This window comes from Alphaproteobacteria bacterium PA2, from assembly GCA_002256425.1.
GTDB lineage: Bacteria > Pseudomonadota > Alphaproteobacteria > Caulobacterales > Caulobacteraceae > Phenylobacterium.
Genome location: NKIZ01000001.1, coordinates 2,462,386 through 2,488,459, shown reverse-complemented (window position 1 = coordinate 2,488,459; position 26,074 = coordinate 2,462,386). Strand labels below are relative to the sequence as shown.

30 protein-coding genes are annotated in these 26,074 nt (G+C 64.8%); 27 read left to right on the top strand and 3 right to left on the bottom strand.

Annotated elements, in window-relative coordinates; all coding sequences use genetic code 11:
- The first annotated feature begins 4 nt into the window (after window positions 1-4).
- The 20 genes from rpsH (at window position 5) to CFE28_11865 (ending at window position 16,366) form a co-directional block, all read left to right on the top strand.
- Entirely contained in the window at window positions 5-400 is a 396-nt protein-coding gene (rpsH, locus tag CFE28_11960; protein ID OYU70642.1) for a 30S ribosomal protein S8, read from the top strand.
- Between the two features lies 1 nt (window position 401).
- A complete protein-coding gene (locus CFE28_11955; protein ID OYU70641.1) occupies window positions 402-935 on the top strand; it encodes a 50S ribosomal protein L6 in 534 nt (177 codons plus the stop codon).
- A gap of 3 nt (window positions 936-938) precedes the next feature.
- Window positions 939-1,295 carry a 50S ribosomal protein L18 gene (locus tag CFE28_11950; protein OYU70640.1) on the top strand — a complete coding sequence of 119 codons (357 nt, stop codon included), beginning with the start codon at window positions 939-941 and terminating at the stop codon, window positions 1,293-1,295.
- Between the two features lie 10 nt (window positions 1,296-1,305).
- Window positions 1,306-1,911: a 30S ribosomal protein S5 gene (locus CFE28_11945; protein ID OYU70639.1), complete on the top strand. Its 606-nt coding sequence runs from the start codon at window positions 1,306-1,308 to the stop codon at window positions 1,909-1,911.
- Window positions 1,912-1,914: 3 nt separating this feature from the next.
- Window positions 1,915-2,091 (top strand): 50S ribosomal protein L30, encoded by a 177-nt coding sequence (locus tag CFE28_11940; GenBank protein ID OYU70638.1) that lies wholly within the window; start codon window positions 1,915-1,917, stop codon window positions 2,089-2,091.
- Window positions 2,092-2,173: 82 nt separating this feature from the next.
- Entirely contained in the window at window positions 2,174-2,686 is a 513-nt protein-coding gene (locus tag CFE28_11935; GenBank protein ID OYU70637.1) for a 50S ribosomal protein L15, read from the top strand.
- A gap of 144 nt (window positions 2,687-2,830) precedes the next feature.
- A complete protein-coding gene (locus CFE28_11930) occupies window positions 2,831-4,180 on the top strand; it encodes a preprotein translocase subunit SecY (protein ID OYU70636.1) in 1,350 nt (449 codons plus the stop codon).
- A 64-nt stretch (window positions 4,181-4,244) separates the two neighbouring features.
- Window positions 4,245-4,811, top strand: coding sequence for an adenylate kinase (locus CFE28_11925; protein OYU70635.1), 567 nt, complete (start codon window positions 4,245-4,247; stop codon window positions 4,809-4,811).
- Window positions 4,812-4,999: 188 nt separating this feature from the next.
- Window positions 5,000-5,368 (top strand): 30S ribosomal protein S13, encoded by a 369-nt coding sequence (locus CFE28_11920; GenBank protein ID OYU70634.1) that lies wholly within the window; start codon window positions 5,000-5,002, stop codon window positions 5,366-5,368.
- A gap of 12 nt (window positions 5,369-5,380) precedes the next feature.
- The gene (locus CFE28_11915; GenBank protein ID OYU70633.1) at window positions 5,381-5,770 is read left to right on the top strand and encodes a 30S ribosomal protein S11; all 390 of its coding nucleotides are present in this window, start codon (window positions 5,381-5,383) and stop codon (window positions 5,768-5,770) included.
- An 80-nt stretch (window positions 5,771-5,850) separates the two neighbouring features.
- Window positions 5,851-6,867, top strand: coding sequence for a DNA-directed RNA polymerase subunit alpha (locus CFE28_11910; protein OYU70632.1), 1,017 nt, complete (start codon window positions 5,851-5,853; stop codon window positions 6,865-6,867).
- A 48-nt stretch (window positions 6,868-6,915) separates the two neighbouring features.
- Complete coding sequence (locus tag CFE28_11905; GenBank protein OYU70631.1) at window positions 6,916-7,332, top strand: 50S ribosomal protein L17; 417 nt, start codon at window positions 6,916-6,918, stop codon at window positions 7,330-7,332.
- A gap of 107 nt (window positions 7,333-7,439) precedes the next feature.
- Window positions 7,440-8,648, top strand: coding sequence for an alkaline phosphatase family protein (locus CFE28_11900; protein OYU70630.1), 1,209 nt, complete (start codon window positions 7,440-7,442; stop codon window positions 8,646-8,648).
- A gap of 76 nt (window positions 8,649-8,724) precedes the next feature.
- A complete protein-coding gene (locus tag CFE28_11895; protein OYU70629.1) occupies window positions 8,725-10,008 on the top strand; it encodes a tetracycline resistance MFS efflux pump in 1,284 nt (427 codons plus the stop codon).
- A gap of 173 nt (window positions 10,009-10,181) precedes the next feature.
- Window positions 10,182-11,426, top strand: coding sequence for a tetracycline resistance MFS efflux pump (locus CFE28_11890; GenBank protein OYU70628.1), 1,245 nt, complete (start codon window positions 10,182-10,184; stop codon window positions 11,424-11,426).
- A 68-nt stretch (window positions 11,427-11,494) separates the two neighbouring features.
- Window positions 11,495-12,910, top strand: a complete 1,416-nt coding sequence (locus CFE28_11885) for a serine protease (protein OYU71689.1) — start codon at window positions 11,495-11,497, stop codon at window positions 12,908-12,910.
- 24 nt (window positions 12,911-12,934) lie between these two features.
- Entirely contained in the window at window positions 12,935-14,236 is a 1,302-nt protein-coding gene (locus tag CFE28_11880) for an AAA family ATPase (GenBank protein ID OYU70627.1), read from the top strand.
- Window positions 14,206-14,949, top strand: coding sequence for an RNA pseudouridine synthase (locus CFE28_11875; GenBank protein OYU70626.1), 744 nt, complete (start codon window positions 14,206-14,208; stop codon window positions 14,947-14,949). The genes CFE28_11880 and CFE28_11875 overlap by 31 nt, the downstream gene beginning before the upstream one ends.
- 41 nt (window positions 14,950-14,990) lie before the next feature.
- A complete protein-coding gene (locus CFE28_11870; protein ID OYU70625.1) occupies window positions 14,991-15,374 on the top strand; it encodes a camphor resistance protein CrcB in 384 nt (127 codons plus the stop codon).
- Complete coding sequence (locus tag CFE28_11865) at window positions 15,371-16,366, top strand: RNA pseudouridine synthase (GenBank protein OYU70624.1); 996 nt, start codon at window positions 15,371-15,373, stop codon at window positions 16,364-16,366. The genes CFE28_11870 and CFE28_11865 overlap by 4 nt, the downstream gene beginning before the upstream one ends.
- Here the strand turns inward: CFE28_11865 and CFE28_11860 are convergent.
- Complete coding sequence (locus CFE28_11860) at window positions 16,350-17,555, bottom strand: hypothetical protein (GenBank protein ID OYU70623.1); 1,206 nt, start codon at window positions 17,553-17,555, stop codon at window positions 16,350-16,352. The two genes, CFE28_11865 and CFE28_11860, sit on opposite strands and share 17 nt — an antisense overlap.
- Window positions 17,552-19,015 carry a hypothetical protein gene (locus CFE28_11855; protein ID OYU70622.1) on the bottom strand — a complete coding sequence of 488 codons (1,464 nt, stop codon included), beginning with the start codon at window positions 19,013-19,015 and terminating at the stop codon, window positions 17,552-17,554. Before CFE28_11855 ends, CFE28_11860 begins: the two co-directional genes overlap by 4 nt.
- Window positions 19,016-19,060: 45 nt before the next feature.
- On the opposite strand from CFE28_11855, the gene CFE28_11850 reads away from it, so the two are divergent.
- Together CFE28_11850 and CFE28_11845 are read left to right on the top strand one after the other, a co-directional pair.
- Window positions 19,061-19,792 carry an ATPase gene (locus CFE28_11850; protein ID OYU70621.1) on the top strand — a complete coding sequence of 244 codons (732 nt, stop codon included), beginning with the start codon at window positions 19,061-19,063 and terminating at the stop codon, window positions 19,790-19,792.
- A gap of 85 nt (window positions 19,793-19,877) precedes the next feature.
- Window positions 19,878-20,849: a curli production assembly/transport component csgg gene (locus CFE28_11845; protein ID OYU70620.1), complete on the top strand. Its 972-nt coding sequence runs from the start codon at window positions 19,878-19,880 to the stop codon at window positions 20,847-20,849.
- Window positions 20,850-20,877: 28 nt separating this feature from the next.
- On the opposite strand, the gene CFE28_11840 is transcribed toward CFE28_11845, so the two are convergent.
- Window positions 20,878-21,210 (bottom strand): iron-sulfur cluster assembly accessory protein, encoded by a 333-nt coding sequence (locus tag CFE28_11840; protein ID OYU70619.1) that lies wholly within the window; start codon window positions 21,208-21,210, stop codon window positions 20,878-20,880.
- An 82-nt stretch (window positions 21,211-21,292) separates the two neighbouring features.
- On the opposite strand from CFE28_11840, the gene CFE28_11835 reads away from it, so the two are divergent.
- The 5 genes from CFE28_11835 (at window position 21,293) to scpB (ending at window position 25,994) form a co-directional block, all read left to right on the top strand.
- On the top strand, window positions 21,293-22,462 hold the full coding sequence (locus CFE28_11835; protein ID OYU70618.1) for a deoxyguanosinetriphosphate triphosphohydrolase: 1,170 nt from the start codon (window positions 21,293-21,295) through the stop codon (window positions 22,460-22,462).
- 97 nt (window positions 22,463-22,559) lie between these two features.
- Window positions 22,560-23,498 (top strand): sporulation protein, encoded by a 939-nt coding sequence (locus tag CFE28_11830; GenBank protein OYU70617.1) that lies wholly within the window; start codon window positions 22,560-22,562, stop codon window positions 23,496-23,498.
- Window positions 23,495-24,517: a beta-N-acetylhexosaminidase gene (locus tag CFE28_11825; GenBank protein OYU70616.1), complete on the top strand. Its 1,023-nt coding sequence runs from the start codon at window positions 23,495-23,497 to the stop codon at window positions 24,515-24,517. Before CFE28_11830 ends, CFE28_11825 begins: the two co-directional genes overlap by 4 nt.
- Window positions 24,508-25,320, top strand: a complete 813-nt coding sequence (locus tag CFE28_11820) for a segregation/condensation protein A (GenBank protein OYU70615.1) — start codon at window positions 24,508-24,510, stop codon at window positions 25,318-25,320. Before CFE28_11825 ends, CFE28_11820 begins: the two co-directional genes overlap by 10 nt.
- The gene (gene scpB / locus CFE28_11815) at window positions 25,317-25,994 is read left to right on the top strand and encodes an SMC-Scp complex subunit ScpB (protein OYU70614.1); all 678 of its coding nucleotides are present in this window, start codon (window positions 25,317-25,319) and stop codon (window positions 25,992-25,994) included. Before CFE28_11820 ends, scpB begins: the two co-directional genes overlap by 4 nt.
- Window positions 25,995-26,074 lie beyond the last annotated feature (80 nt).

The window sequence follows — 26,074 nt, the reverse complement described above, 5'->3', positions numbered from 1 at the left end:
TCCCATGGTGAACGACCCCGTTGGCGATATGATCGCCCGCATGAAGAACGCCGCTACCCGCGGACGTTCGAAGGTTTCGACCCCCGCTTCGAAGATGCGTGCGCGCGTTCTCGATGTGCTGGCCGAAGAAGGTTACATCCGCGGCTACCAGCTGGTCCAAAAGCCCGGCGCATTCCCGGAATTCGAAATCGAGCTGAAGTACTTTGACGGCCAGCCCGTCATCGTCGAGATCAAGCGCGTTTCGAAGCCTGGCCGTCGCGTCTATTCGTCGATCGCAGATCTGAAGCCCATCAAGAATGGCCTCGGCATCTCGGTCCTTTCGACGCCCAAGGGCGTGATGTCCGACACGGCGGCTCGCGAAGCCAATGTGGGCGGCGAAGTTCTGTTGCGGGTCTACTAAGATGTCGCGGATCGGAAAGAAGGCCGTGCCGGTTCCGGCCGGCGTGACCGTCACAATCGACGGCCAGACCGTCTCGGTGAAGGGCCCCAAGGGGCAACTCTCCTGGACCGTGGCCGAAGAAATCGAGGTCAAGCAGGACGGTGGGGAACTGACCCTGTCCAAGCGCGTGGAGTCCACCCGGGCCCAGGCCATGTGGGGTCTGTCCCGCACCCTGATCGCCAATATGGTCACCGGCGTCACCACCGGGTTTGAAGAAACCCTGGAACTGGTCGGCGTTGGTTATCGTGCGGCGATGAAGGGCAACGACCTGTCCCTGCAACTGGGCTTCAGCCACGATGTTGATCTGCCGCCGCCGGCGGGGATCTCCTTCGCGGTGCCGAAGCAGACCGAAATCAAGATCAGCGGCATCGACAAGCAAGCCGTCGGTGAAATCGCGTCCCGTATCCGCCGCATCCGTCCGCCGGAGCCCTACAAGGGCAAGGGTGTCCGTTATGCCGGCGAGAAGGTTCGCCGCAAGGAAGGCAAGAAGAAGTAGGTCATGGCTATTTCTCACAGAGATTCCGCGAAGCGGCGCGCCGAGCGCACCCGCATTCGTCTCCGTTCCCTGGCCAACGGGCGTCCGCGCCTGTCGGTTTTCCGTTCGTCCAAGAACATCTACGCCCAGATTATTGATGACAAGGCGGGTGTGACCCTGGCGGCGGCGTCTTCCCTCGAAGGTGAAGGCAAGACCAAGGGCTCGGACAAGGAAGCAGCGGCGCGTGTCGGCGCCCTGGTCGCTCAACGCGCGATGGAAAAGGGCGTCAAGGACGTCGTCTTCGATCGTGGCGGCTACATGTATCACGGCCGGGTGAAAGCCCTTGCCGACGCCGCGCGCGAAGCCGGCTTGAACTTCTAGGGGTAAGCTGATGGCTCGTGGAAACGAACAACGCGGCGAAGGCGGTCCTCGCAGGGGTCGCGACCGGAATGCTCCGACGGAAGAGCGCGCCGAGTCCGACATCGTCGAAAAGCTGGTGCACATCAACCGTGTCGCCGCCACCGTGAAGGGGGGCCGCCGGTTCTCCTTCGCTGCTCTGATGGTCGTTGGCGACCAGAAGGGCCGTGTCGGCTTTGGTCACGGCAAGGCTCGGGAAGTTCCCGAAGCAATCCGCAAGGCGACGGAAGAAGCCAAGAAGTCCATGATCCGCGTGCCGCTCCGCGAGAGCCGCACCCTGCACCACGACGGCAACGGCCGCTGGGGCGCTGGCAAGGTCATGGTCCGCTCGGCACCTCCCGGCACCGGCGTCATCGCTGGCGGTCCGATGCGTGCGGTTCTGGAAACCCTCGGCGTCCAGGACGTTGTCGGCAAGTCGGTTGGTTCGTCCAACCCCTACAACATGGTGCGCGCGACGTTCCAGGCGCTGAAGGCCCAGTCTTCGCCCCGGCAAGTTGCAAACAAGCGCGGCAAGAAGGTTTCGGATGTGCTCGGCCGTCGCGCCGATGGCGCCGCCGCGACCGCCGCCGACGGAGAGTAACCCATGGCTAAAGTCACCGTTCGCCAAACTGGCAGCCCGATCCGTCGGACCTCGGACCAGCGCGCGACCCTCGTCGGTCTGGGCCTGAACCGCATCGGTCGTACCGCGATCCTCGAGGACACCCCTTCGGTTCGCGGCATGATCGCCAAGGTCAGCCACCTGGTCGAAGTCGTAAGTTAAGTTTCCAGCCGCCCCTTCGGGGGCGGTTTCCATTCAGCCGAGTCGGCGCAGGCCGGCGATTGATCTCCAAGGAGAGGCGTCTATGACCAAGCTCAATGAGCTTTCCCCCCGCGAGGGTTCCACCAAGGGCCGCATGCGTGTCGGCCGCGGCCCCGGTTCGGGCAAGGGCAAGACCGCTGGTCGCGGCGTAAAGGGTCAGAAGGCCCGTTCCGGCGTCGCCATTGCGGGCTTTGAAGGCGGCCAGATGCCGCTGCACATGCGTATGCCCAAGCGCGGCTTCAACAATCCTGACGCCCTGAAGTTCGCCGAAGTGAACCTGTGGCGCCTGGAGCAGGCCATTGCCGCCGGCAAGCTGGACGCCAAGAAGCCCATCGACGCGGCCGCCCTGTTGGCGAGCGGCATCGTCCGTCGTGAACTCGACGGTGTGCGCCTCCTGGCCAAGGGCGAGCTGAAGTCCAAGCTGAACATCACAGTTTATGGCGCTTCCGCCGCGGCCGTGGCCGCTGTTGAGAAGGCTGGCGGTTCGGTCACGCTCACCGCTCCGGTTGTCAGCGACGCCCCCAAGGGCAAGCTGCAGAAAAAGGTCAAGGCCTAGCACCGTCTCGCGGCGCGGAAGTAGGGACTGGTCGCTTGCGGCCAGGCCGCCTTCGCGCTGTATTCGGATCATCGGTCCTGGTCGCCAGATGACAGACGGCTGCAGACCCCCTATGTACGACCCGATCAATCCGTGAGGTTCTAAATGGCTTCGGCCGCCGAACAGCTCGCCGCCAATATGAACTTCGGCTCCTTTCAGAAGGCGACGGAGCTTCACAATCGGATCTACTTCACCTTGTTGGCCCTGGTGGTCTACCGGCTTGGCACCTACCTGCCGATTCCGGGGATCGACACAGTCGCCTTTGCCCAGGCCTTTGAAGGTCAGTCCAAGGGCATTCTGGGCATGTTCAACATGTTCTCGGGCGGCGCTGTCCAGCGCATGGCGATCTTTACGCTGAACGTCAGCCCCTACATTTCCGCCTCCATCATCGTCCAGCTGCTCGGTACGGTTTATCCGCCCTGGGAGAAGCTGCGGAAGGAAGGCGGGGAGGCCGGTCGCAAGACCATGAACCAGTACACCCGCTACCTGACGGTTGTTCTGGCGCTCCTCCAGTCCTTTGCCATTGCGTCGGGACTGCAGGCGACACCTGGCCTGGTGCTCAATCCGGGCCTGTTCTTCATCATTTCGACCGTGGTCACCCTGACCGGCGGTACCATGTTCCTCATGTGGCTGGGCGAGCAGATCACCAGCCGCGGGGTCGGTAATGGTGTTTCCCTGCTGATCTTCGCCGGTATCGTGGCCAATCTGCCGACCGGCATCATGCAGCTTCTGACCGTCATGCAGACCGGGCAGATGTCAGCGGTCGGTGGCGTCGCCATCCTGGCCGTAGCGGTAGGGGCCATTCTGGCCATCGTCTTCATGGAGCGCTCCCAGCGCCGTCTGCTGGTGCAGTATCCCAAGCGCCAGCAGGGCAATCGCATGTTCGGCGGCGACACCTCGTTCATGCCGCTGAAGGTCAATACCGCCGGCGTCATTCCGCCGATCTTTGCGTCGTCACTGCTGCTTCTGCCGGCGACTGCCATGAGCTTCCTGGCCAATGCGAACCTGCCCAGCCAGCTGCAATGGCTGCCGGTGGCGGTGGGCCAGCTTCAGCACGGACAGCCGCTGTTCATGGTGCTGTATGGCCTTCTGATCATCTTCTTCTGCTTCTTCTACACGTCCGTGGTCTTCAATCCGGAGGATACGGCCGAGAACCTGCGCAAGTATGGCGGCTTCCTGCCGGGGATCCGTCCGGGCAAGCGGACAGCGGAGTATCTGGACTTTGTCCTGACCCGCCTGACCGTTGTGGGCGCGGCCTATATCGCCATTGTCTGTCTCGTGCCCGAGATCCTGATCTCGGCCTATCATGCGCCCTTCTATCTGGGCGGCACGTCAATCCTGATCGTGGTCAGCGTGACCATGGATACGGTGACCCAGATTCAATCCCACCTTTTGGCTCACCAGTATGAGGGCCTGATCAAGAAGTCGAAATTGCGCGGCGCGCGCGGGCGTTAGACCTGTCGCGACATTTTTTCGCCGCCCACGGGGATGGGTAAGGCGGGGAGGGGACATTTAAGCGATGAATTTGATCCTGTTCGGACCGCCCGGCGCGGGCAAGGGAACCCAGGCCAAGCGTCTGGTGGAGGACCGCAAGATGGTCCAGCTTTCCACCGGTGACATGCTGCGCGCCGCCATTGCTTCGGGTTCGGAGCTCGGCAAGCGCGTCGAAGGCGTGATGCAGCGCGGTGAGCTGGTGACCGACGAGATCGTCATCGCCCTGATCGAGGATCGCCTTCCAGAGGCTGAAGCCGCCGGCGGGGCCATCTTTGACGGGTTCCCCCGGACCCTGGCCCAGGCTGAAGCCCTGGACGCCATGCTGGCCAAGCGTGGTCGTCCCATCAATCTGGTGATCCGGCTCAAGGTGGACGATGAAGCGCTGATGACGCGCATCGCTGGTCGATTCGCTGAGTCGGGGCGCCCCGACGACAATCCCGACAGCTTCAAGGTGCGCCTGGCGGCCTATAACGACCAGACGGCGCCCCTGTTGCCCTACTACAAGGACCAGAAGAAGCTGGTGGAAGTCGATGGCATGGGCACGGTGGAAGCCGTCTCTGCTGCGATTGAAGCGGCTCTGAAGGGGTCCTAGAGCCAAACATGCGGGTTCGGCCCAGGGTTGGGTGCGGATTCCTTCAGTTCTGCTAAAGAGCGGCATTGACGGAAACGCAACTATCCCTATAACGGGCCGCTTCCGCGAAAAGCGCGAGGGACGTGCTGGCCGAATTCCTGGCCGGGGCGTTGTTCGCGCATCTCTGCGTGACCAGGAGAATACCAGACGTGGCCCGTATCGCCGGCGTAAACATCCCGACTAACAAGCGCGTCGTCATCGCGCTGCAGTACATCCATGGCATCGGTCAGGCTAAGGCCGCCGAGATTGTCAGCAAGGTTGGAATTGAGGCGGCTCGCCGCGTCAACCAGCTCACTGACGCCGAAGTGCTGCAAATCCGTGAAACCATCGACCGTGACTACACGGTGGAAGGCGACCTTCGCCGTGAGACGGCGGTCAGCATCAAGCGTTTGATGGATCTGGCCTGCTATCGCGGTCTGCGTCACCGTAAGGGCCTCCCGGTCCGTGGTCAGCGCACCCACACCAACGCCAGGACCCGCAAGGGCCCGGCCAAGCCGATCGCCGGCAAGAAGAAGTAAGAGAGCTCAGCGATGGCCAAGGAACCGGCACGCGTCAAAAGGCGCGAACGCAAAAACATCACTTCGGGCGTGGCGCACGTGAACGCCTCGTTCAACAACACCATGATCACCATCACCGACGCCCAGGGCAACACGATCTCGTGGTCCTCGGCCGGCATGATGGGTTTCAAGGGTTCTCGGAAGTCGACTCCCTACGCAGCCCAGATGGCGGCGGAAGATGCAGGCCGCAAGGCTGCGGAGCACGGCGTGAAGACCCTTGAGGTCAACGTTTCTGGTCCGGGTTCGGGCCGTGAATCGGCGCTGCGTGCTCTGCAGGCTGTGGGAATGACCATCACGACCATCCGGGACGTGACCCCCATTCCGCACAACGGTTGCCGGCCGCCCAAGCGCCGGCGCGTCTAGAGTACGTAAGCACCGCAATACTCCCACGCCGGACCGCGTATGTCGCGTCCGGCGATCCTGCGTTCGAGGGACACCTATCCGTGATCGAGAGAAATTGGAACGAGCTTACCCGTCCCGAAAAGCCGCTCATTGAGCTCGGCGCTGACGCCAACCGCAAGGCGCGTCTGATTGCTGAACCTCTTGAGCGCGGCTTTGGCGTGACCCTGGGCAACAGCCTGCGTCGCGTTCTGCTGTCCTCCCTGCAAGGCGCCGCTGTGACGGCCGTGCAGATCGACGGCGCGGTCCACGAGTTCTCCTCGCTCGAAGGCGTCCGTGAAGACGTCGTCGACATCGTGCTGAACATCAAGCAGATGGCCCTTCGGATGCACACCGAAGGCCCGCGCCGCATGACCCTGCGCGCAACCGGCCCCGGCGCCGTGACCGCCGGTCAGATTGACACCGGCTCTGAAATCGAAGTCCTGAACCCTGACCACGTGCTCTGCACCCTGGACGACGGCGCTACGGTGCGCATGGAGTTCACGGTCCAGAACGGCAAGGGCTATGTGCCCTCCGAGCAGAACCGTCCGGAAGATGCGCCCATCGGCCTGATCGCCGTGGACAGCCTCTATTCGCCGGTCAAGCGCGTCGCCTATCGCGTTGAGCCGACCCGTCAGGGCCAGAGCCTCGACTACGACAAGCTGGTCATGGAAGTTGAAACCAACGGCGCCATTTCGCCGGTGGACGCGGTGGCCTACGCCGCCCGCATCCTCCAGGACCAACTGCAGATTTTCATCACCTTCGAAGAGCCCAAGAAGAAGGTGGAAGGCGAGTCCAAGCCGGAACTGCCCTTCAACCCGGCCCTTCTCAAGAAGGTCGACGAGCTGGAGCTGTCCGTCCGTTCGGCCAACTGCCTGAAGAACGACAACATCGTCTATATCGGCGATCTGATCCAAAAGACCGAAGCCGAGATGCTCCGCACCCCGAACTTCGGACGCAAGTCCCTGAACGAGATCAAGGAAGTGCTGGCTGGCATGAACCTGCACCTCGGCATGGACGTGCCCAACTGGCCGCCTGAGAATATCGAAGAGCTGGCCAAGAAGTTCGAAGACCAGATGTAATCCCTGCGGCGCGTCGCGAGACGCCCCGCCTGTTAGGAGAGACTTCCCATGCGCCACGGTTCCGCGCACCGCAAATTGGGCCGCACCACGGCTCACCGGACGGCAATGTTCGCCAATATGGCGGCCAGCCTGATCAAGCACGAGCAGATCGTGACCACCTTGCCCAAGGCCAAGGAACTGCGTCCGGTCGTCGAAAAGCTGGTGACCCTTGCCAAGCGCGGCAGCCTGCACGCTCGCCGTCAGGCGATCAGCCAGGTCCGTGACGTCGAGCAGGTCGGCAAGCTGTTCGCCACCCTCGGCCCGCGCTACAAGGACCGCCTGGGCGGTTACACCCGCGTCCTGAAGGCCGGCTTCCGCCACGGCGACAACGCCGCCATGGCCGTGATCGAGTTCGTGGATCGCGATCCTTCGGAAAAGGGCAAGGACTCCGGTCCGTCGCAGGCTCCGAGCTTCGGCGACGAATAAATTCGGTTGATCCACTGGATCTTCCTGCAAGGCCCCGGATGGCGACATCCGGGGTTTTTGCGTTCTGGAATGTAGGCAGGTGTCACGAATTCCGGTTAGGAATCGGCATGCGCAAAAAACTGCTCCTCGTCCTCGCATTCTTGGCTCTGGCGACCCAGACTGCGTCAGCCCGTCCCCTGACCGTACTGATCTCGATTGACGGCTTCCGGGCCGACTATCTGGGGCGGGGGGTTACGCCGACCATGTCGGCCATGGCGGCGCGGGGCGCCTCGGGGGCCATGCGCCCGTCATTCCCCTCCAAGACCTTCCCCAACCACTACGCCATCATCACCGGCTTGCGGCCTGACCGTAACGGGATTGTCGAGAACAATATGGAGGATCCCGCCATTCCCGGGGTCTCCTTCAGAATGTCCAACCATGAGGCCGTGGTGGATCGACGCTGGTGGGATCAGGGCGAGCCCCTGTGGGTCACGGCGGAGAAGTCTGGCGTGCGGTCGGCTACGATGTTCTGGCCCGGATCAGAGGCCGACGTCAGGGGTGTCAGACCCAGCCTGTGGTTGCCCTTCAACCAGTCAAAAAGCGCTGAGTCCCGGGTCGATCAGGTCCTGGCCTGGGCCGATCTACCGCCCGATCAGCGGCCGCAGTTCATTACCCTGTACTTTGATGACGTCGACACCATGGGCCATACCTACGGCCCGGACTCTGCAGAGGTGAACGCTGCGGCGACCAGGGTTGACGCCGCTATCGGGCGTCTGGAGTCAGGTCTGAAGTCGCGGGGGTTGGAGGTCAATTTCGTCATAGTCGCCGACCATGGAATGGCCGCCATTTCCGAGGACCGCCAACTGTACATTGAAGACCTTGTTCCTGCAGGAACCTTCCGGACACTGGGCGCCGGGGCCTTCATGACCCTGGTTCCCCTGCCGGGGCAGGAAGGCCTGCTGGACAGGGCCCTGGTGAGGCGACACGTCCACATGACCTGCTGGCGCAGGGGTCAGTTTCCGGCCCGCTTCTACTATGGTCGCAATCCCCGGGTCGCGCCGATCTTCTGCCTGCCGGATACGGGATGGACGATCAACAGCCGCGCCCGCAAGCCGGGCAACTGGGAGAAGGGGACGCACGGCTTTGACCCCTATGCGCCGGAAATGGCGGCGGTCTTTGTGGCAAGCGGTCCGGCATTCAGGGCAGGGGTGCGCCTTCGGACCTTCGACAATGTGGATGTCTATCCCCTGATCGCCCGTCTGGCGGGGATTGTGGCGCAGCCCGGTGACGGCAGCCTTGCGCCCGTGCGTCCAGCCCTGAAGCCAAAGGAAAAATAGCGCGCACCCTGCTGACAGCTTTTGCGTTCTGGCGGCCTAGGTTTGTCGCCCACCCCAGCCTGAGGTAAGGGAAGGCATGACACAGACGACCGAAGCGGGACGCCGCAGGACAGCCGCCTTTGGATTCATCTTCGCCTGTGCGCTGATGAATTCGATTTCGTTCGGGATCATGATCCCGGTCTTGCCTCAGCTCATGAAGCATTTCTCGGACGGAGATACGGCTACAGCCTCCCAGTGGAACGCCCTGTTCGGTTCGGTCTGGGGTCTGATGCAGCTGTTCTGCGGCCCGGTTCTGGGCATGCTTTCGGACAGGATCGGACGGCGGCCCGTCCTGCTCATCTCGTTCTTCGGCCTTGCCGTCGACTTCCTGTTCATGGCCTTTGCACCCAGCCTGGCCTGGTTGTTCGTGGGCCGGATCATCAATGGCGTAACCTCGGCCAGCTTCTCCACCGCCAACGCCTATGTGGCGGATGTCACGGCGCCGGAAGATCGTGCCAAGACCTTCGGCTATATGGGCTCGGCCTTCGGCTTCGGATTCCTGATCGGACCGGTGCTGGGCGGCTTCCTGGCAGGCCCGGCCATGACGCCGATCTTCGGGGATTTCGCCCTTCGCATTCCCTTCTTGGTGGCGGCGGCCATGACCACGGTCAATCTGGTCTATGGCTTCTTCATCCTGCCGGAGTCCCTGGCGCCCGAAAACCGGATCAAGAAGTTCGACTGGCGCAAGGCCAATCCCGTCGGGTCCCTGACGTTCCTGCGGGTGCATCGCGACCTGGTCGGCCTGTCTTCGGTGGGCTTCCTGTTCCAGCTGGCCCATACGGTCCTGCCTTCGATCTTCGTACTCTATGCTGGCTATCGCTATCACTGGACCAGCGACATCATCGGCCTGACTCTGATGGGCACGGGCGTTCTCGGGGTCCTGGTGCAGATCTTCGCCGTCGGGCCCGTGGTCAAGCGGATCGGCGAGCGCGGCGCCCTGCTGCTCGGCACTCTCGGCGGGGCCGCAGGTTTCCTGCTCTACGGTCTGGCCTCAGACGGATGGCATTACCTGGCTTCAGCGCCGGTCTTCGCCCTGACCAACTTCCTGCAGCCTGGCCTTCAGGGTCTGATGACCCGCCGGGTCGGACCTCAGGAGCAGGGGCAACTGCAGGGGGCCAATCAGGCCCTGCAGGGCATTGGCTCTGTCCTGGGCCCACTGATCTTCAACGGCACCTTTGCCTGGGCCATCCATCAGGACCGGACCCTGCACATGCCCGGCTTGCCGATCTTCATCGCTTCGGGGCTGCTGCTCAGCGCCTTCCTGCTGGCGATCAGGGTCGGCCATGCGCCCAGCCGGGTTGAGGCGACCGCCACAGCCTGATCTTGTCAAATCGGGCGAGCGCGTTAAGCTCACCCCATGATCGAGGTCGAGACCATGACAGCCTAGACGCCCCCGGCAGGGAAACTTCCCGCGCCAGAGCGTCCGCGTCGGCCTGTCTTCAGGCCGGGTCCCCTTTGAACCGGCATGCCCGGTGACCATTCGAGTTCTCCCCTATGTCACAGCAGGAAACCCTGCCAGCCCGCCAGGCGGGCCTCGCCTTCATCGCCGTGACCGTCTGTCTGGACGTGGTCTCCCACACCATCGTCTTTCCCGTCCTGCCGCGACTGGTCGAGCAATTGCTGGGCGGGGATCGGCCCGGCGCAGCCCGATGGGTCGGCGTCCTCTTTGCAGGCTGGTCCCTGGCCCAGTTCTTCGCGGCGCCGGTTCTGGGCATGTTGTCGGACCGGTTTGGCCGGCGGCCAGTCATTCTGATTTCGGTCTTTGGGCTGGCCCTTGATCTGGTGGTTACGGCCCTGGCGCCGAACCTTGCCTGGTTGCTGGTGGCCAGGATCCTGTGTGGCCTTACGGCGGGCGCCCAGACCGCCGCCATGGCCTATGTGGCCGACATTACGCCGCCCGAAGAACGCACCCAGCGATATGGTCTGCTGAACGCCGCGGCCTGGACAGGGGTCATCATTGGCCCGGCCATCGGCGGACTGCTCGGAGCCATGGATCCCCGGGCGCCCTTCTGGGCGGCGGCAGCCGTGGCCCTGGCCAATGGGGTCTACGGCCTTTTCGTCCTTCCGGAGTCCCTGCCGAAAGATCGTCGCGCGCCCCTGAACTGGCGTCAGGCCAACCCCTGGTCCAGCCTGACCCTCCTGAGGGAGAGGTCAGGGCTGCTGATCCTGGGCGTGGTCTTCTTCATGCTCTGGTTCGCCGCCCAGGCCATGAACAGCGTCTTCGTGCTCTATACCGCCTATCGCTACACCTGGACCCCCATGGCCCTGGGGATCTTCTGCAGCGTGCTGGCTGTGGGCAATATCGTGGTCCAGACCCAGCTGGCCAGCCGCGTCGCCCGGAGGCTGGGCGAGCGTCGCGCGGTCCTGGCGGGACTGGCCTTTCAGGTGGTGGGGTTCGCCGCCGTCGGCCTGGCGCCCACGGGCCTGATCTTCTGGCTGGCCAATATTCCTATGATCCTGGCCAATATCGCCGGACCGGCCCTTCAGGCCCTGATGACCTCAAAGGTGCACCCCGACGAGCAGGGCAGGCTGCAGGGCGCCATGGGGTCAATCGGCAGCATGACGGGCCTGTTCGGCCCCATCGCTTTTACCCAGCTCTTCGCCTGGGCCATCAGCCTGGGACATGGTCCGGGATGGTCCGGCGTGACCATTCTGGCTGGGGCCGTCCTGAGCGCCATAGCCTGGACCCTGGTCTGGATCTCGCGACAGGAAGAGGGGCGGGGCCTTTCAACCCATTGATCCCGTCGCCATCTTTGCGCCAGAAAACCCTGTTCACTGAGACCATGTTCCTGTTTCCCGGAGACTCCATGCGCGCCTACCGCGTCCTGATCCCCGCCATTGCCCTGTTGGCCGCCTGTTCAGACCCATCGTCGCGGTCCAGCGCCCAGCAGCCAGCCCTGGCCCAGCCGACCCGCGCCGCGCCCAGTGAAGCCCTGACCATGAAGGCTTCCTTCGCCCCCGTGGTGAAGCGGGCGGCGCCTGCCGTGGTGAACATCTCGTCCAAGCGCCTGGTGCGAACGCCAAATGATCCCTTCTGGGAGTTCTTCGGCATGGGTGCGCCCCGCAACCGGATCGAGGGCTCTCTGGGATCGGGCGTGATCGTCCGATCCGACGGGATCATTGTCACCAACAACCACGTCATCCAGGGCGGGCAGGAAATCACCGTGGCCCTTTCGGACCGTCGGGAGTTCGCCGCCAAGGTCCTGCTCTCTGATCCCCGACTGGACCTGGCCGTCCTGAAGATCGACGCGGGATCTGAACGGTTGCCGGTCCTGGCCATTGATGACTCTGGCGATGCCCAGGTGGGCGACCTGGTTCTGGCCATTGGCGACCCCTTCGGTGTTGGCCAGACCGTCACCAACGGCATCATCTCGGCGCTGGACCGGACAGCCGATCCCAATGGCGAGGCGGTGACGGCCTATATCCAGACCGACGCCGCTATCAATCCGGGCAATTCCGGCGGCGCCCTTGTGGACATGGACGGCGATCTGATCGGCGTGAACAGCTTCATTGTCTCGCGGTCGGGTTCGTCTTCCGGCGTCGGTTTCGCCGTGCCCGCAGCCATGGTGAAACGCATTGTCGAGACCGCTGCGGGCGGCGGTCACACCCTGGTGCGGTCATGGCTGGGCGCCCATACCCAGACTGTGACCGGTGAGATCGCCAAGAGCCTTGGCCTGCCTTCGCCCCAGGGCGCCCTGGTGGCCGACATCTGGCCAGGCGGTCCGGCGGACCGTGCCGGGCTCAAGCAGGGTGACGTGATAACGGCTGTCGACGACAAGCCTGTCATCGACGCCTCCACAGTGTCCTATGCCGTCGGCGCCGTAAGACCCGGCGACACGGTCAAGCTTACCTATCGCCGGGGAGACGCCAACAGGGTCGTCAGCTTCCGCGCTGAAGCCCCCCCAGCCACCCCGGCAAGGGACGAGCAGGCCCTTAGCGGTCGGCACCCCTTTGACGGCGCAACCGTGGTCAACCTCTCGCCGGCCGTCGCCGATGAACTGGGCCTTGATCCCCTGTTGGGCAAGGGCGTCATGGTGTTGAAGATCGGCCGGGGCTTCGCGCTCAATGCCGGACTTCAGCCCGGCGACCTGATCAGGAAGGTCAATGGACGGGACATAGGATCGGTCAGCGACCTGCGCTCGGTCCTGGGAGCCCAGGGCGGTCAATGGCAGGTGACCATTGTCAGGGGTGGCAAGGAAATCACGGGGACCTTCCGCACCTGAGCCAAACCCTGATACAGGCTTGGCATGGCTGATCTCTTCGAAGCGGCGGGACTGACACCGCAGGCGCCATCGCCGCTGGCGGACCGTCTGCGCCCCCAGACCCTGGGCGATGTGGTCGGCCAGGATCACCTGCTGGGTCCTGAAGGGCCCATCGGGCGAATGGCGGCGGCCAGGCGCCTGTCCTCGATGATCCTGTGGGGACCGCCTGGCACCGGCAAGACCACCATCGCCCGCCTTCTGGCCAAGGCGGCGGGCTATGAATTCCAGCAGCTGTCGGCGGTTTTTTCCGGCGTGGCCGACCTGAAGAAGGCCTTTGAGCAGGCCCGTGTGCGCCGTTCGGCCGGCCAGTCGACCCTGCTGTTCGTCGACGAGATCCACCGCTTCAACCGCGCCCAGCAGGACGGCTTCCTGCCCTTTGTAGAGGAGGGGATTGTCACCCTTGTCGGCGCGACCACCGAGAATCCGTCCTTTGAACTCAATGGCGCCTTGCTGTCCCGGGCTCAGGTCTATGTGCTCAAGCGCCTGGACGAGGAAGCCCTTGAAGCCCTGCTGGCCAAGGCCGAAGCCCACGAAGCCAAACCCCTGCCGCTGGACCCTGAGGCGCGGGCCACCCTGATCGCCATGGCCGATGGCGACGGTCGATACCTTCTGACGCTGGCTGAGACCCTGTTCAATGTCGGCGCCGCCCAGCCTCTGGATCCCCGGGCCCTGGGGCTCTTCCTGCAGAAACGCAGTCCCGCTTACGACAAGGATCGGGAAGGGCACTACAACCTCATTTCCGCCCTGCACAAATCCATCCGGGGGTCTGATCCCGACGCGGCGCTCTACTGGCTGGCCCGCATGCTGGATGGGGGCGAAGACCCGCTGTTCATCGCCCGGCGCCTGATCCGCGCAGCCATGGAAGACATTGGCGAAGCTGATCCCATGTCCCTGGTGCTCGCCAACGCCGCCAAGGACGCCTACGATTTTCTGGGCAGTCCCGAGGGCGAGATCGCCCTGGCCCAGGTCGTGGTCCATCTGGCGTCCGCGCCCAAGTCCAACGCCGTTTATGCCGCCTATAACGCTGCCCGGAAAGCTGCCCGCGAGACCGGCTCCCTGGCGCCCCCGGCCCACATCCTCAATGCGCCCACCAAGCTGATGAAGGACCTGGGCTATGGTCAGGGCTATGCCTATGACCACGATGTCCCGGGCGGCTTTTCCGGCCAGAACTATTTCCCGGACGGCATGGCCCGGCGGAAGTTCTATGACCCCAAGGGCGAGGGGGTTGAAGCCAAGATCAAGGACCGCCTCGATCGCTGGGCCCAGGCGCGCAAGGATACCAAGTGATCGTCCTTACCCCCGACGAGATCGCCTTCGTCCACAGCCTCGTGATCTATCAGGACAACCACATACTGGCGCTGAACAAGCCGGCAGGCCTGTCCAGCCAGGGCGGCCGGGGTCAGGTGCATACCCTTGATGAACTGGTCTGGGCCTTCGCCAAGCCGGGCAAGGCCAGGCCCCGCCTGATCCACCGTCTGGACCGCGACACCTCCGGCGTCATCCTCACAGCCAGGACCAAACCCGCTGCAGGTTTCCTGGGCAAGGCCATGATGGCGCGGAAGTTTTCCAAGACCTATCGCGCCATTGTCACCCCCGGGGCGCCAGTCCCCCGTGAAGGTCTGATCACCGAGCCACTGCGTCGTGATGAGGCGGGGCGGGAGGCCTATATGCGGGTCTGCGCTCCGGACCATCCTGACGCCGAGACCGCCGAGACCCGCTACAGAACACTGACCATGACCGACACCGCAGCCCTGCTGGACCTGGCGCCGCAAACGGGTCGGATGCACCAGCTTCGGGTCCACCTGGCCTCCATAGGGCGACCTATCGCGGGAGATGCCCGCTATGGCGGCGCTCTGGCGGTGGATGGCGTCCCTGTGCCGCGGCTGATGCTGCACGCCGCCGCCCTGCGCTTTCCCCACCCCAGTGGCGGAAGCCAGCGGATTGAAGCGCCAACTCCCCCCGACATGGCCGATATCCTCAAAGCCCTGTCCCTGGGATAGCGCCCTTTGATCTGAAGCCCCGACCGGCGCATAAGGGGCGCATGGACAAGTATCTTCTCGTCGCCTTCGGTGGAGCGGTGGGCTCGGTGGCGCGTTACGCCCTGGGCGGCCAGACCCTGCGCTGGTTCGGCCCAGGCTGGCCCTATGGCACCTTCGCCGCAAACCTTATCGGCGGCTCCCTGATCGGTCTGCTTGCCGGATACCTGACTTTCCGGGGCGGCGCGGATCAGGAACGCATGCGCCTGCTGCTTCAGGTTGGGGTCCTTGGCGGCTTCACGACCTTCTCGGCCTATTCCCTGGAAACTGCACTTATGATCGAGCGAAGGGCCTATGGGGCCGCCGCCGGCTATGCCGTGAGTTCCGTGGTGCTGTCGGTCCTCGCGGTGTTCGCCGGCCTGCTGCTGGCCCGGAGGGTCTTCGCATGAAGGAAGTCCGCACCCTGCATGTGGACGCTGGTGAAGACGGCGTACGCCTCGACCGCTGGTTCAAGCGCCGCTGGCCCCATCTGAACCATATCCAGATCCAGAAGCTGGCCCGCTCGGGTCAGATCCGGGTCGACGGCGCCCGGGCCAAGCCCGACACCCGCCTGACCGCAGGCGCCCAGATCCGGGTGCCGCCCCTTCCAGAAGCTCCGGCCCCGGGAGAGCGTGACAAGCAGCTGGATTCCCGCGACACCGCCTTCGCCAAGAGTCTGGTCCTTTTTGAGGACGAGGAAGTCCTGGTGCTCAACAAGCCTGCGGGTCTGGCCGTGCAGGGCGGCACCAAGACCAAGCACCATATCGATCGCCTGCTCAGCGCCTGGGGGGAGGGACTGGATCGGCCCCGTCTGGTGCACCGGCTGGACCGTGACACGTCCGGGGTTCTGGTGCTGGGCAAGACACCCGGCGCCGCCGCAAAGCTGGCGGGCGCCTTTGCCCGTCGCAAGGCGCAGAAGACCTACTGGGCCCTGGTCATGGGTCACCCGCGCCCCCAGGACGGCATTCTCTCAATGCCCCTGATCAAGAAGGGCGTCGGGGACCGGGAAATGGTCGTTCCCGCTCAGCCCAAGGAACCGGGGGCGGAAGCTGCGGAGACCGAGTTCACCATGATCTCCCGGGCCGGCGCCCGTGTCGCCTGGATGGCGCTGCGTCCCCACACCGGCCGAACCCACCAGCTACGGGTCCACATGCTGGCCATGGGTCACCCCATACTGGGCGACCCCAAGTACAAGAACGCCGAGTCCGTCGAGCTGTCCGGCCCGCTGAAACTGCAGCTTCACGCCCGCAGGCTCAGCCTGCCGCATCCGTCCCGGGGGACCCTGGTGCTTGAAGCGCCGATTAGCCCGGAGATGAAGGCCGGCTTCGCCAAGTTCGGCTTTGACCAGCATGAGGCCGATCCTGACCCCTTCGCCAAGCGGCCCGCTAAATCAGGCCGCTGAGGGGCGTAACCGACCTGCTGTCAGGGAAGACGACCGTATCAAGGGTCTGGCGGTCCAGGCCCAGTTGATCGGCCAACGCGCCCTTGAAGAGGGCTCTCATGTCCAGGGTCGGGGCCAGGTCACGGTTCTCGAACAAGGCGGAACTCTTGAGGGTGGGCCAGTCGCCTATCACCCCCCCGCGCTTCAGCCCGCCGCCGAGGACCATGGCCGTGGAGGCCGTACCGTGGTCGGTGCCGCCTGTGCCATTGACCCTGGCCGTCCGTCCGAACTCTGTGGCCACAATGATCACCGTATTGGCCCAGTCAGGGCCCAGGCCCTTCTGGATGCCGTCAATGACCGCGTCGAGTGTTCCCAGCCGGGCGGCGATCAGACCCGCCTGATTGGCGTGGGTATCGAAGCCGTCGAGGCTGATCGCCGCGATCTGCGGGCCGCCGGGCGCCTTCATGAAATCGGCCAGGGTGTCGCCCAGTTTCCGCGAAGCGTCCTGGCCCTGCTTGGCATAGGCCTTGAGGTCTGCGGGGGCGACAGCGCTCATGTCCAGATCCTCGCGCATGGCTTCCCGGGCCATGGCTTCAGTTTCCAGGCCCCGGGCGAAGGCCGGGCCGAGCAGGGGATCGTTACGGTAGAGGTCCATGAGCAGGCCAGGCAGGCGCGCCTGCGGATTGACCAGTGCCCCTGGGGACCAGGATGAGACCTCGGCCGGTCCCCTCATGACCAGAGGGGCCGTGGCGCCGATGGACAGGGCATTGAGCCTGCCCCTGGCCTGAAGGGCGCCGACGGCGCGGTTCAGCCATCCGGTTGTTGCGCCGTAGACGACAGACGATCCGCTCTCCAGAACGTCCTGGGCTTCGAAATGGGACCTGGCCCGGTCAGGGGTGGCGATGGCCGGAGCGATCCGCGCCTGTCCAGCCTGCGCCAGGGCGTAGACCGAGGTCAGGGCGGGGTGCAGGCCGAAATCGCTGTCCAGCTTCAGGGCCGTGTCGGTCAGGACAAGTCCGCGGCGCAGGTCTGGATAATCTGGATCGCCGACAGGCGGGGCGACAGACAGGCCATCCATGGCCCCTCGACAGTTGATGAAGATCAGCCGGCGGCTGGATGTCGCGGCTTCGGCGGTGCGGGCCAGGAAGTTCAGGGAAAGGCCAAGGCCTGCGGCTGAAATGAGGGCCTGACGGCGTGAGAGCATGTTCATCGACGTAGAAACTCCGGGCTCATCAGCAGTAGGGCCAGGCCTTCGGCGCGGCTTTCGGCCCGGGCGATCATGGTGGCTGTCTCTGGCTGCAGGCGGGCGCCCAGGGCGTCCATGGCCAGGACCCGCGGATCACGATCCGCGGCGGCCCGATCGGCGAATTTCTGCGCCCAGGCCATGCGTTTGACCAGGGCGTCCGGCGCCGCCCAGGATGTGGCGTCCTCTGGCCAACCCTTGGGAGAGGGTGGGGCGAAAGGCTTCTGGCCCATGGCGGTCAGGGTCGGCGCCAGGGCCGTGATGTCTTTTGGACTGCCCCCGGCCGCCCGCCAGCTGGAAATCAGGAATTCATAGGGGGTCTTGAACTTGGCCGGGCGTGGATCCCAGGCCTCTGGCGCGCTGATCAAGGCTGCGGCCACCCGGGAGAGGTCGCCATTGGAGTTCATCCAGGTCCTGGTCAGGCGTTCGATCAGGGCTGGAGGCGGATCATCGGCCACAAAGTGCCGGGCGAGCTTGGTGCAGATGAACCGCGCTGTCTGCGGCCTGGCGGCAAGGTCTGTGAGTATGGCGCCGGCCTGCTCCTTGCCGCCGGAGGGATAGCGAACACCCATGACCGTCCGGTCGCCCGGCTGGTGGGTCTGAGCCCGGAAGATTGTTGCGCCCATGGTCGCCGGGCCTTCCCGCAGGCCGCCAATGGACAGACCGGTCATGGCCCGGGCGAATTCAGTGACATCGGTCTGGGTGTAGCCGCCATTCACGCCGACCGTGTGCAGTTCCAGTATTTCGCGGGCGAGGTTTTCATTCAGGCCAGGCGCCCGGACCTTTCTGGCCAGGTCCTGCTGCCCCACGCCCATGGGTCGGGGTCTGCGGATAAATGTGGCTGCAGGACTGTCCGGGCCAATCGACTGGGCCTGGTCCAGATAGAGCAGCATGGCCGGATGGGTTTCTGCGGCGCCCAGGAGGGCGGTGAAGGGGCCAAAGACGTGAGGGCGGATGGCTTCCTGCTCAAAGGGGCCGACCAGGGTCGCTGTCGCCAGCTTGGTGGCGCTGACCGTGAAGTGATTGGCCCAGAACAGGGTCCAGCGTTCCCGAAAGCCCGCGTCGGTGGTGGCGGCGAGCTGGGCCCGGGCGGCAAAGTCGCCCCCTGTTTCTTCCCGCAGCTTCTTCTGAGCCATTTTCACAGGGTCTCGACCCTCAGGCGTTTCGCCAGCGGTCTTGGCCTGCTTCTTGGCTTCCCCGAACTCCCGGTACTCGGCAATTCTCTCCTGTGTGGTGGCCGGACTGGTTTGAGGCTGGTCGGCGCCCTCCCTTCGGATCTGGCCCTGCAGCCAGCCTTTCGGGTCAGATCGCACCTGCGCCAATTCACCTGGCCGCGCGCCCATGCCGAACCGGGTCAGGGCTATGGCGGCCTCAAGGTCCTCGTCGGCCATGGCTGGCTCCTTGCCTAAATCGCGCTGACCCTTCATTTCCACGGCAATGGGTCCGCATTTTGTCGGATCGGAGGATGTTGCGTGGCGCAAAGAGGATTTCACGAACCCGGGGAAAAGCCCAAGCGGTTCTATTCGACCGTGACGGTGGAGCCTGGCGAGACCGGATTTCAGGTCCTGCTGGACGGTCGCAGCCCCAGGTCGTCCAAGGGCGCCAGACTGACCGCGCCGACCGAAGCCCTCGCGCAGATGATGGCTGCGGAATGGGCTGGGCAGGGCGAGTTCATCGAACTTGCCGGCATGAACGCTAGCCGGCTGGGCTTCACGGCGATCGAGGCCATTCCGCCCGTCCGGGACCAGGTGGCCCAGCAGTTCGCCGACTATGCGGGATCTGACCTGATCTGCTACTTCGCCGAGGCGCCCAGCGCGCTCGTGGCCCGCCAGGCCGAGGCGTGGGAGCCGGTTCTCCAGCGCGCCGAGTCCGAACTGGGCCTCTCCTTTGTCCGGGCCGCGGGAGTCCGACATCAATCCCAGCCTGAGCCGACACTTTCGGGGGTGAAGGCCCTGGCCCTGCAGCATGACGATTTCGGGCTGGCGGGGCTGGCCTTTGGCGCGCCCCTGTTCGGATCTGCTGTCCTGACCCTGGCCCTGTCGCGGGGCTGGATGTCAGGTGAGGAGACCTATGCCGTCAGCCGGGTGGACGAGGCCTTCCAGGAAGAGAAGTGGGGCATAGACGAGGAGGCCGCGGAGCGGACGGCCAGGCTGGCCCTCGAGGCGCAGATGCTGGGGCGGTGGTTCGAGGCTCTGCGATCCTGAGCAATATGTCGCGCACAGGCGGCTTAACTTCTGTGCGGTCGGGACGTAGACTTGGTTAAAGCTGTTTTTCCTGGGGAGTCTTCTCATGTCCGTTTCCGCCCGCATGCTTCTGCTGAGCGCCGCCCTGGTTTCAGCTGCGCCGAGCGTCGGACTCGCCCAGCCAAAACCAGCAAAGCCCAGCAATGCCCAGAAGATGCAGGAAGCGGCGGTCTCTGACATTCCCCGTTGCACCCGTAAGCTCGGGACGGTGTCCATCGCCAATGGCGACGATCCCTATGGCTGGACACAGTTCAACCTGGCCCCACCTGAAAAGCTGCTGAAGGTCCTCGTGCAGAAGTCGGGCTGTTTCAATCTGGTGGACCGTGGCGCGGGCCTCAACGCGGCGGCGACCGAGCGTGACATTGGCGGGTCCCTGGGCCTGCAGCGCGGCTCCAATGTCGGCAAGGGCCAGATCAAGGCGGCGGACTATGTCCTGGTGGCGGAAGTCCAGGCCCAGAACGGCAATGCCGGTGGTTCCGCCGTGGCCGGGATCGCCGGCGCGCTGATCGGTGGCCGGGTGGGCGGTCTGGTAGGCGGCATCAAGACCCGCAAGCTGGAAGCTAACACCGTCCTCTCCCTGACCAATGTCCGGACCACTGAAACCGTTTCGGTGCAGGACGGCTATGCGGCCAAAACTGACGTGTCCTGGGGCGCCGGCGGCGGTCTGGGGGGATTTGGCGGCTTCGGCGGCGTGGTCGGCGGCGGTTATGAAGACACCGATACCGGCCGGATCGTCACCCTGGCCTTCATCCAGGCCTATTCGAAGATGGTCGGTGAGCTGGGCCTGCTGGGCGATGGCCCGCCCCCGGCCCAGGCGGCGCCCTCCAAGACCTTTGTCGCCATCGCACCCCTGAACCTGCGCAAGGGCCCGGACCCCAAGGCGGCCCTGGTCCGCAATCTGCCGGTCGGCGCCACCGTCTATCCGACGGGCGCCAAGAACGGCATGTGGTGGGAAGTGGCCGACGAGAACGACAACACCGGCTGGGTCCTGAACTCCAAGCTCGAGCCGTCCAAGTAGGTCAGGCTCAGGCTGGGGCGGGGATGAGCTAGATCGAGAAGCTCACCCCACAGCCGCAGCTGGACTTGGCGTTGGGATTGCGGATCCGGAATTCAGCTCCGGCCAACTCGTCCACGAAGTCGATCTCCGAGCCCTTGAGTAGGACCAGGCTCATCTCGTCCACCAGGGCGGCTGAGCCGTCGCGCTCGACCCTGATGTCGTCCTGATTGGCGGCCTCCACCAGATCGAACTGGTACTGGAAGCCGGAACAGCCGCCGCCTTCGACCGCAACGCGCAGCATCACGGACCGCCCTTCGGCGGCGCCGATGGCGGCGATCCGCCTGGCTGCGGCGGGGGTCAGGGTCAGGTCAGGTTGGGTCATGGCTGCGTTATCTTCACTTCTAGCCTATATGTGTGCCTAAGCAGCCCTCACCAAGGGGTCAAATTCATTTGTGCAGGATTGAATGGTCATTCCACGCGTTCCTTTCGCCGAAGACGCCGCAAAGTCGCGGGGACGGAAGATTGCCGAGCCTGAAAGCCGCACCCGCACGCCCTTCGCCCGGGACCGCGACCGGATCATCCATTCCACCGCCTTCCGACGCCTGAAGGAAAAGACCCAGGTCTTCGTCGCCCACGAAGGCGATCACTACCGTACGCGCCTGACCCACTCGCTGGAAGTCGCCCAGGTGGCCCGCACTCTCGCCACCGCCCTGGGGCTGGAAGCAGACCTGGCTGAAACCATCGCCCTGGCCCACGACCTGGGGCATCCGCCCTTTGGCCATGCCGGCGAGGACGAGCTGGATAACCAGATGGAAGCCTTTGGCGGCTTTGATCACAACGTCCAGACCTTCCGCGTGGTGTCCAAACTCGAGCGTCGCTATCCGCGCTGGGACGGCCTGAACCTGACCTGGGAAACCCTGGAAGGCATCATCAAGCACAATGGGCCGGTGACGGAGAAACTCTCCAAGCCCTCCTGGAAGGCCGTGGTGGATTTCGACAAGGGCTATGACCTGGGTCTGGGCACCTGGGCGTCCGCCGAGGCCCAGGTGGCCGCCCTGGCCGATGACATCGCCTACAATAATCATGATGTGGACGATGGCGTCGCCGCCGGGATCTTCCATCTGAAGGAATTGCTGGACGTGCCGTTGATCGGGCCGATCCTGCATGGGGTTTTCCAGGAATATCCCGACATCGACCCGGTGATCATCCGCATGGAGGCTGTGCGGCGGATGATCGGCGTCATGGCTGACGACGTGATCGCCGAGACAGGCCGCCGGGTGGCGGCGGCCAAGGTCGACACCGCCGACTCTGTTCGCCACCTGGATCATGCGGTGGTGGCTTTCTCCAGGGACATGCTGGAGGATCTCGGCGCTTTGCGGGAGTTCCTGCTCAGCCGCATGTACCGCCACTGGCGGGTCAACCGGACCCGCAGCCAGGCGCGGCGGATCCTGGCTGAAATGTTCCAACTGTTCATGGCCGAGCCTGATGTCATGCCGACAGAGTGGTTCGCCCGAGCCCAGAACCGCGATCCGGCCGGACGGGGCCGTGTGGTATGTGATTACATTGCCGGAATGACCGACCGCTTCGCCATCGAAGAGCACCGCAAGTTATTCCAGCTGGATGTCTGGAACTGATCGAAGGGAGGGTGCGAAGGGGCCGTTTGCGAAGGTAAACTGTCACCGAGTCGCGTGAGTCCCTGATTCGCGTGGTCTTGAGTCCCCGGAGCCCCGCATGCCCAATTCCGATCGAGGCGCCTATTCGCCTCCTACCGAAGAGCCGTTGACCTTCGACGCCCGGCGCCCGGTTCGGGGAAGGGCGCCCATGCCCATGATGCTCATCGTCAGCGCTGGCATACTCTTTGTGTTGCTCGTGGTGATCCTGGTCATTCTGCGGTCGGGCCTTGGCCGTGAATCCGGTCCGCCCCCCATGGTCGGCAAGCCGGTGGAGACCATGAAGTCTGCGCCTCCAGCCGAGGCCCAGCCGGAAGATCCCGCAAGGGGCCTGCAGATCTATCAGCAGGACGAAGGCCAGGCCCAACCCTCGGCGCCCAATTTCACCCCGCCGCCGGAACAGCCCCAGGCGCGCACGGATATTGTGCCCGCGCCCGCGCCGGTCCAGCCCAAGGCCCCCGTAGCGGCCCTTCCGGCCGCCAATGCGCCTCCAGCCTTCAAGCCAGCCGTCACAGCCACGGCGCCAGCTCAACGGCCACCTGCGCCAAAGCCCGCGCCGGTGGTGGTCATTACGCCCAAGCCAGCCCCCGTCGTGGTTCAGACTCCGGCGCCCAAGCCTGTCGCGGCCAAGCCGGCTCCCACTCCGGCCAAGCCCGCGGCCGTAACGCCCGCAGCCCCCAAACCGACTGCCGTTGTCCCGGCCAAGCCGGCGCCCGTGAAGGTGGAAGCTCCCAAGCCAGCGCCTCCTGCTGCGGCTGCCGGATCGGCCTCTGTCCAGATCGGGGCCTTCTCGTCCCAGGCCCTGGCTGACAAGGGCTGGAATGACGCCGTGAAGGTCGCTCCCGGCCCCGCCGCCGGCAAGGGCAAGAAGGTCGAGGCCGTCGACAAGAACGGCGCCACCCTCTACCGGACCACGGTCACCGGTTTCGCCAGTCGTGAGGCCGCCACCGCCTTCTGCAACCAGCTCAAGGCCGCCGGAAAAAGCTGCTTCGTGAAGTGACCATCCACGCCGCCATTCTGGGCTGCCGGGGTCTGGTCCTGAGCGCGGAAGAGGTCGCCTTCTTCCGGGATGTCCGCCCCTGGGGCTTCATCCTGTTCAAGCGCAATGTAGAGTCGCCCGATCAGGTCAGAGCCCTGACGACTGCCCTGCGCGAGACCATCGGACGCCCGGACGCGCCGATCCTCATCGACCAGGAAGGCGGGCGTGTGGCGCGGCTGGGACCGCCCCATTGGCGGCGTTATCCTCCCGGTCGGGCCTATGGGGATCTTCCCGCCAATGACCTGCTGCACAAGCGGGAAATTACCCGCCTGGGCGGACGGCTTCTGGCCTGGGACCTTGCCGCCCTGGGCATCAATGTCGACTGCGTGCCGGTGCTGGACGTTCCTGTCCCTGGATCTCACGACATCATTGGCGACCGCGCCTATGGCGCCACCCCCGAAGTCGTAGCCGCCCTGGGGCGCGCCGCCTGTGAAGGCCTGATCGCCGGGGGCGTCCTGCCGGTCATCAAGCACATTCCAGGGCATGGCCGGGCCCTGGCCGACAGTCATCTGGACCTGCCCGTTGTCGAAGCGAGCTATCCAGAGCTCGATGGACGGGATTTCGCGCCCTTCCGGGTGCTGTCCGACATGCCCATGGCCATGTCCGCCCACGTCATCTACTCGGCCATTGATCCGAAACGTCCGGGTACGACGTCGCGCAAGGTGCTGCGCAAGGTCGTCCGGGAAGCCATAGGGTTTGACGGCCTCCTGATGACCGACGACCTGTCCATGAAGGCGCTCAGCGGCGACTTCACCACGCGGGCCAGGGACAGCCTGTCAGCCGGGTGCGACATCGTCCTGCACTGCAATGGCGACATGGCTGAAATGCAGGCCGTAATCGCCGGAACCAGACTTCTCACTGGCAGGTCCGCCCAGCGGGCGAAAGCGGCCCTTGGCCGGATGGCCAGGACGCCGGAACCCTTCGATGTGGAAGAGGGGAGGGCGCGCTTTGACGCGGCCTTCAGTGGTCAATGGGCGTAGGTCAGTTCCAGCCCAATCTTGACTTCACCGCCGCCCGCAATGCGGCGGAGGATGGCGAGTCCCTGATCGTTGATCTGGACGGTTATGAGGGTCCCCTCCACGTACTTCTGGCCCTGGCGCGCACCCAGAAGGTCGATCTGCTGAAACTGTCGGTGACCCGGCTGGCCGAGCAGTATCTGGCCTTTGTCCAGAAGCTGAGCGCCCAGAGGTTCAGTCTGGCGGCGGACTATCTGGTGATGGCCGCCTGGCTGGCCTACCTGAAATCCCGCCTGCTCCTGCCCAAGCCCGAACGGCCAAAGGCTGAAGAACCGGCTGCCGAGGAACTCGCCGCCCAGCTGGCCTTCCGGCTGGCCAAGCTGGACGCCATGCGCAAGGCCTCTGAAGCCCTGAAGGACGGTCCCCAACTGGGTCGGGAGGTCTTCATGCGCGGCGATCCCCAGGCCATAGCCATCATTCCGTCGACCCGGCTTGAGGGCGACCTCTACAGCCTGATGAGCGCCTATATCGCCCAGCGTCGCAAGGAGCAGGTGCGCACCTATCGGCCGACGCCACCCCAGGCCTATCCCCTGGAAGTCGCCCGGGAGCGCCTGCGGGACCTTTTGCCTGACATGACGCGGTGGACCGCCCTTGAGGGCCTGGCTCCAGCCGTATCCGACCGGGGGGAGGGGCCCAGCCGCGCCTCCTATGTGGCTTCGACCTTGTCAGCGGGACTTGAACTGGTGAAGGAAGGGGCGATGGAGGCCCGCCAGCTGGAAGCCTTCGCCGACATCTACCTGCGAGCCCGCCGCGTGAGCCTGGCATGACCAAAGACGAAGACATTGCGACGCCCGACCCGGCTGACACAGAGCGGCGGATCGAGGCCCTGCTGTTCGCCGCAGCCGGTCCTTTAAGTCTGGATGACCTGGCCAAGCGCCTGCCGGAAAAGTCCGACGTTGAGGCCGGGGTCGCCGCCCTGGTGCAGCGGTATGGCGGACGCGGAGTAGAGCTGGTGTGTGTCGCTGACCGGTGGAGGTTCCAGACCGCCGCCGACCTGGCCTTCCTGATGACCGAAGAGCGCGACGAGCCCCGTCGACTGTCCAAGGCCGCCCAGGAAACCCTGGCCATCATCGCCTATCATCAGCCTGTCACCCGGGCGGAGATCGAGGCCGTCCGCGGCGTCCAGGCCAGTCGGGGAACCCTTGATGTCCTGCTGGAGCTTGGTCTTGTGCGCATGCGCGGACGTCGCCGTTCGCCGGGCAGGCCGGTGACCTTCGGCACCACGGACATCTTCCTGGAACACTATGGCCTGGCCAGTCTGGCCGATTTGCCGGGGATGGCCGAGATGAAGGCGGCTGGACTTCTCAGTCTCGACATACCGGCAGACTTCTCGGTGCCCAACCCCTTGGGCGAGGTTACGGACGAGGATCCCCTGGAGGATGACGGCTCGGCGCCTGAATTCCACACGGATTTTCTCGCAGAGGACATAAGCCTCAACTAAACTCGGTGATCTCCTTGGCGCAGCGCCGTTCAAGAGACTATATGCAGGTTCGGCCCGCGCACTGGTGCGGGATTAGGAGT

What these genes read in the sequence shown, in the direction of transcription:
- rpsH (OYU70642.1), top strand. Translation starts at nt 5, where the DNA reads ATGGTGAACGACCCCGTTGGCGATATGATCGCCCGCATGAAGAACGCC.
- CFE28_11905 (OYU70631.1), top strand. Translation starts at nt 6,916, where the DNA reads ATGCGCCACGGTTCCGCGCACCGCAAATTGGGCCGCACCACGGCTCAC.
- CFE28_11940 (OYU70638.1), top strand. Translation starts at nt 1,915, where the DNA reads ATGGCTAAAGTCACCGTTCGCCAAACTGGCAGCCCGATCCGTCGGACC.
- CFE28_11860 (OYU70623.1), bottom strand. Translation starts at nt 17,555, where the DNA reads ATGAACATGCTCTCACGCCGTCAGGCCCTCATTTCAGCCGCAGGCCTT.
- CFE28_11830 (OYU70617.1), top strand. Translation starts at nt 22,560, where the DNA reads ATGCCCAATTCCGATCGAGGCGCCTATTCGCCTCCTACCGAAGAGCCG.
- CFE28_11840 (OYU70619.1), bottom strand. Translation starts at nt 21,210, where the DNA reads ATGACCCAACCTGACCTGACCCTGACCCCCGCCGCAGCCAGGCGGATC.
- CFE28_11945 (OYU70639.1), top strand. Translation starts at nt 1,306, where the DNA reads ATGGCTCGTGGAAACGAACAACGCGGCGAAGGCGGTCCTCGCAGGGGT.
- CFE28_11885 (OYU71689.1), top strand. Translation starts at nt 11,495, where the DNA reads ATGCGCGCCTACCGCGTCCTGATCCCCGCCATTGCCCTGTTGGCCGCC.
- CFE28_11820 (OYU70615.1), top strand. Translation starts at nt 24,508, where the DNA reads ATGGGCGTAGGTCAGTTCCAGCCCAATCTTGACTTCACCGCCGCCCGC.
- CFE28_11930 (OYU70636.1), top strand. Translation starts at nt 2,831, where the DNA reads ATGGCTTCGGCCGCCGAACAGCTCGCCGCCAATATGAACTTCGGCTCC.
- CFE28_11950 (OYU70640.1), top strand. Translation starts at nt 939, where the DNA reads ATGGCTATTTCTCACAGAGATTCCGCGAAGCGGCGCGCCGAGCGCACC.
- CFE28_11915 (OYU70633.1), top strand. Translation starts at nt 5,381, where the DNA reads ATGGCCAAGGAACCGGCACGCGTCAAAAGGCGCGAACGCAAAAACATC.
- CFE28_11865 (OYU70624.1), top strand. Translation starts at nt 15,371, where the DNA reads ATGAAGGAAGTCCGCACCCTGCATGTGGACGCTGGTGAAGACGGCGTA.
- CFE28_11870 (OYU70625.1), top strand. Translation starts at nt 14,991, where the DNA reads ATGGACAAGTATCTTCTCGTCGCCTTCGGTGGAGCGGTGGGCTCGGTG.
- CFE28_11895 (OYU70629.1), top strand. Translation starts at nt 8,725, where the DNA reads ATGACACAGACGACCGAAGCGGGACGCCGCAGGACAGCCGCCTTTGGA.
- CFE28_11900 (OYU70630.1), top strand. Translation starts at nt 7,440, where the DNA reads ATGCGCAAAAAACTGCTCCTCGTCCTCGCATTCTTGGCTCTGGCGACC.
- CFE28_11955 (OYU70641.1), top strand. Translation starts at nt 402, where the DNA reads ATGTCGCGGATCGGAAAGAAGGCCGTGCCGGTTCCGGCCGGCGTGACC.
- CFE28_11890 (OYU70628.1), top strand. Translation starts at nt 10,182, where the DNA reads ATGTCACAGCAGGAAACCCTGCCAGCCCGCCAGGCGGGCCTCGCCTTC.
- CFE28_11855 (OYU70622.1), bottom strand. Translation starts at nt 19,015, where the DNA reads ATGAAGGGTCAGCGCGATTTAGGCAAGGAGCCAGCCATGGCCGACGAG.
- scpB (OYU70614.1), top strand. Translation starts at nt 25,317, where the DNA reads ATGACCAAAGACGAAGACATTGCGACGCCCGACCCGGCTGACACAGAG.
- CFE28_11935 (OYU70637.1), top strand. Translation starts at nt 2,174, where the DNA reads ATGACCAAGCTCAATGAGCTTTCCCCCCGCGAGGGTTCCACCAAGGGC.
- CFE28_11925 (OYU70635.1), top strand. Translation starts at nt 4,245, where the DNA reads ATGAATTTGATCCTGTTCGGACCGCCCGGCGCGGGCAAGGGAACCCAG.
- CFE28_11880 (OYU70627.1), top strand. Translation starts at nt 12,935, where the DNA reads ATGGCTGATCTCTTCGAAGCGGCGGGACTGACACCGCAGGCGCCATCG.
- CFE28_11845 (OYU70620.1), top strand. Translation starts at nt 19,878, where the DNA reads ATGTCCGTTTCCGCCCGCATGCTTCTGCTGAGCGCCGCCCTGGTTTCA.
- CFE28_11835 (OYU70618.1), top strand. Translation starts at nt 21,293, where the DNA reads ATGGTCATTCCACGCGTTCCTTTCGCCGAAGACGCCGCAAAGTCGCGG.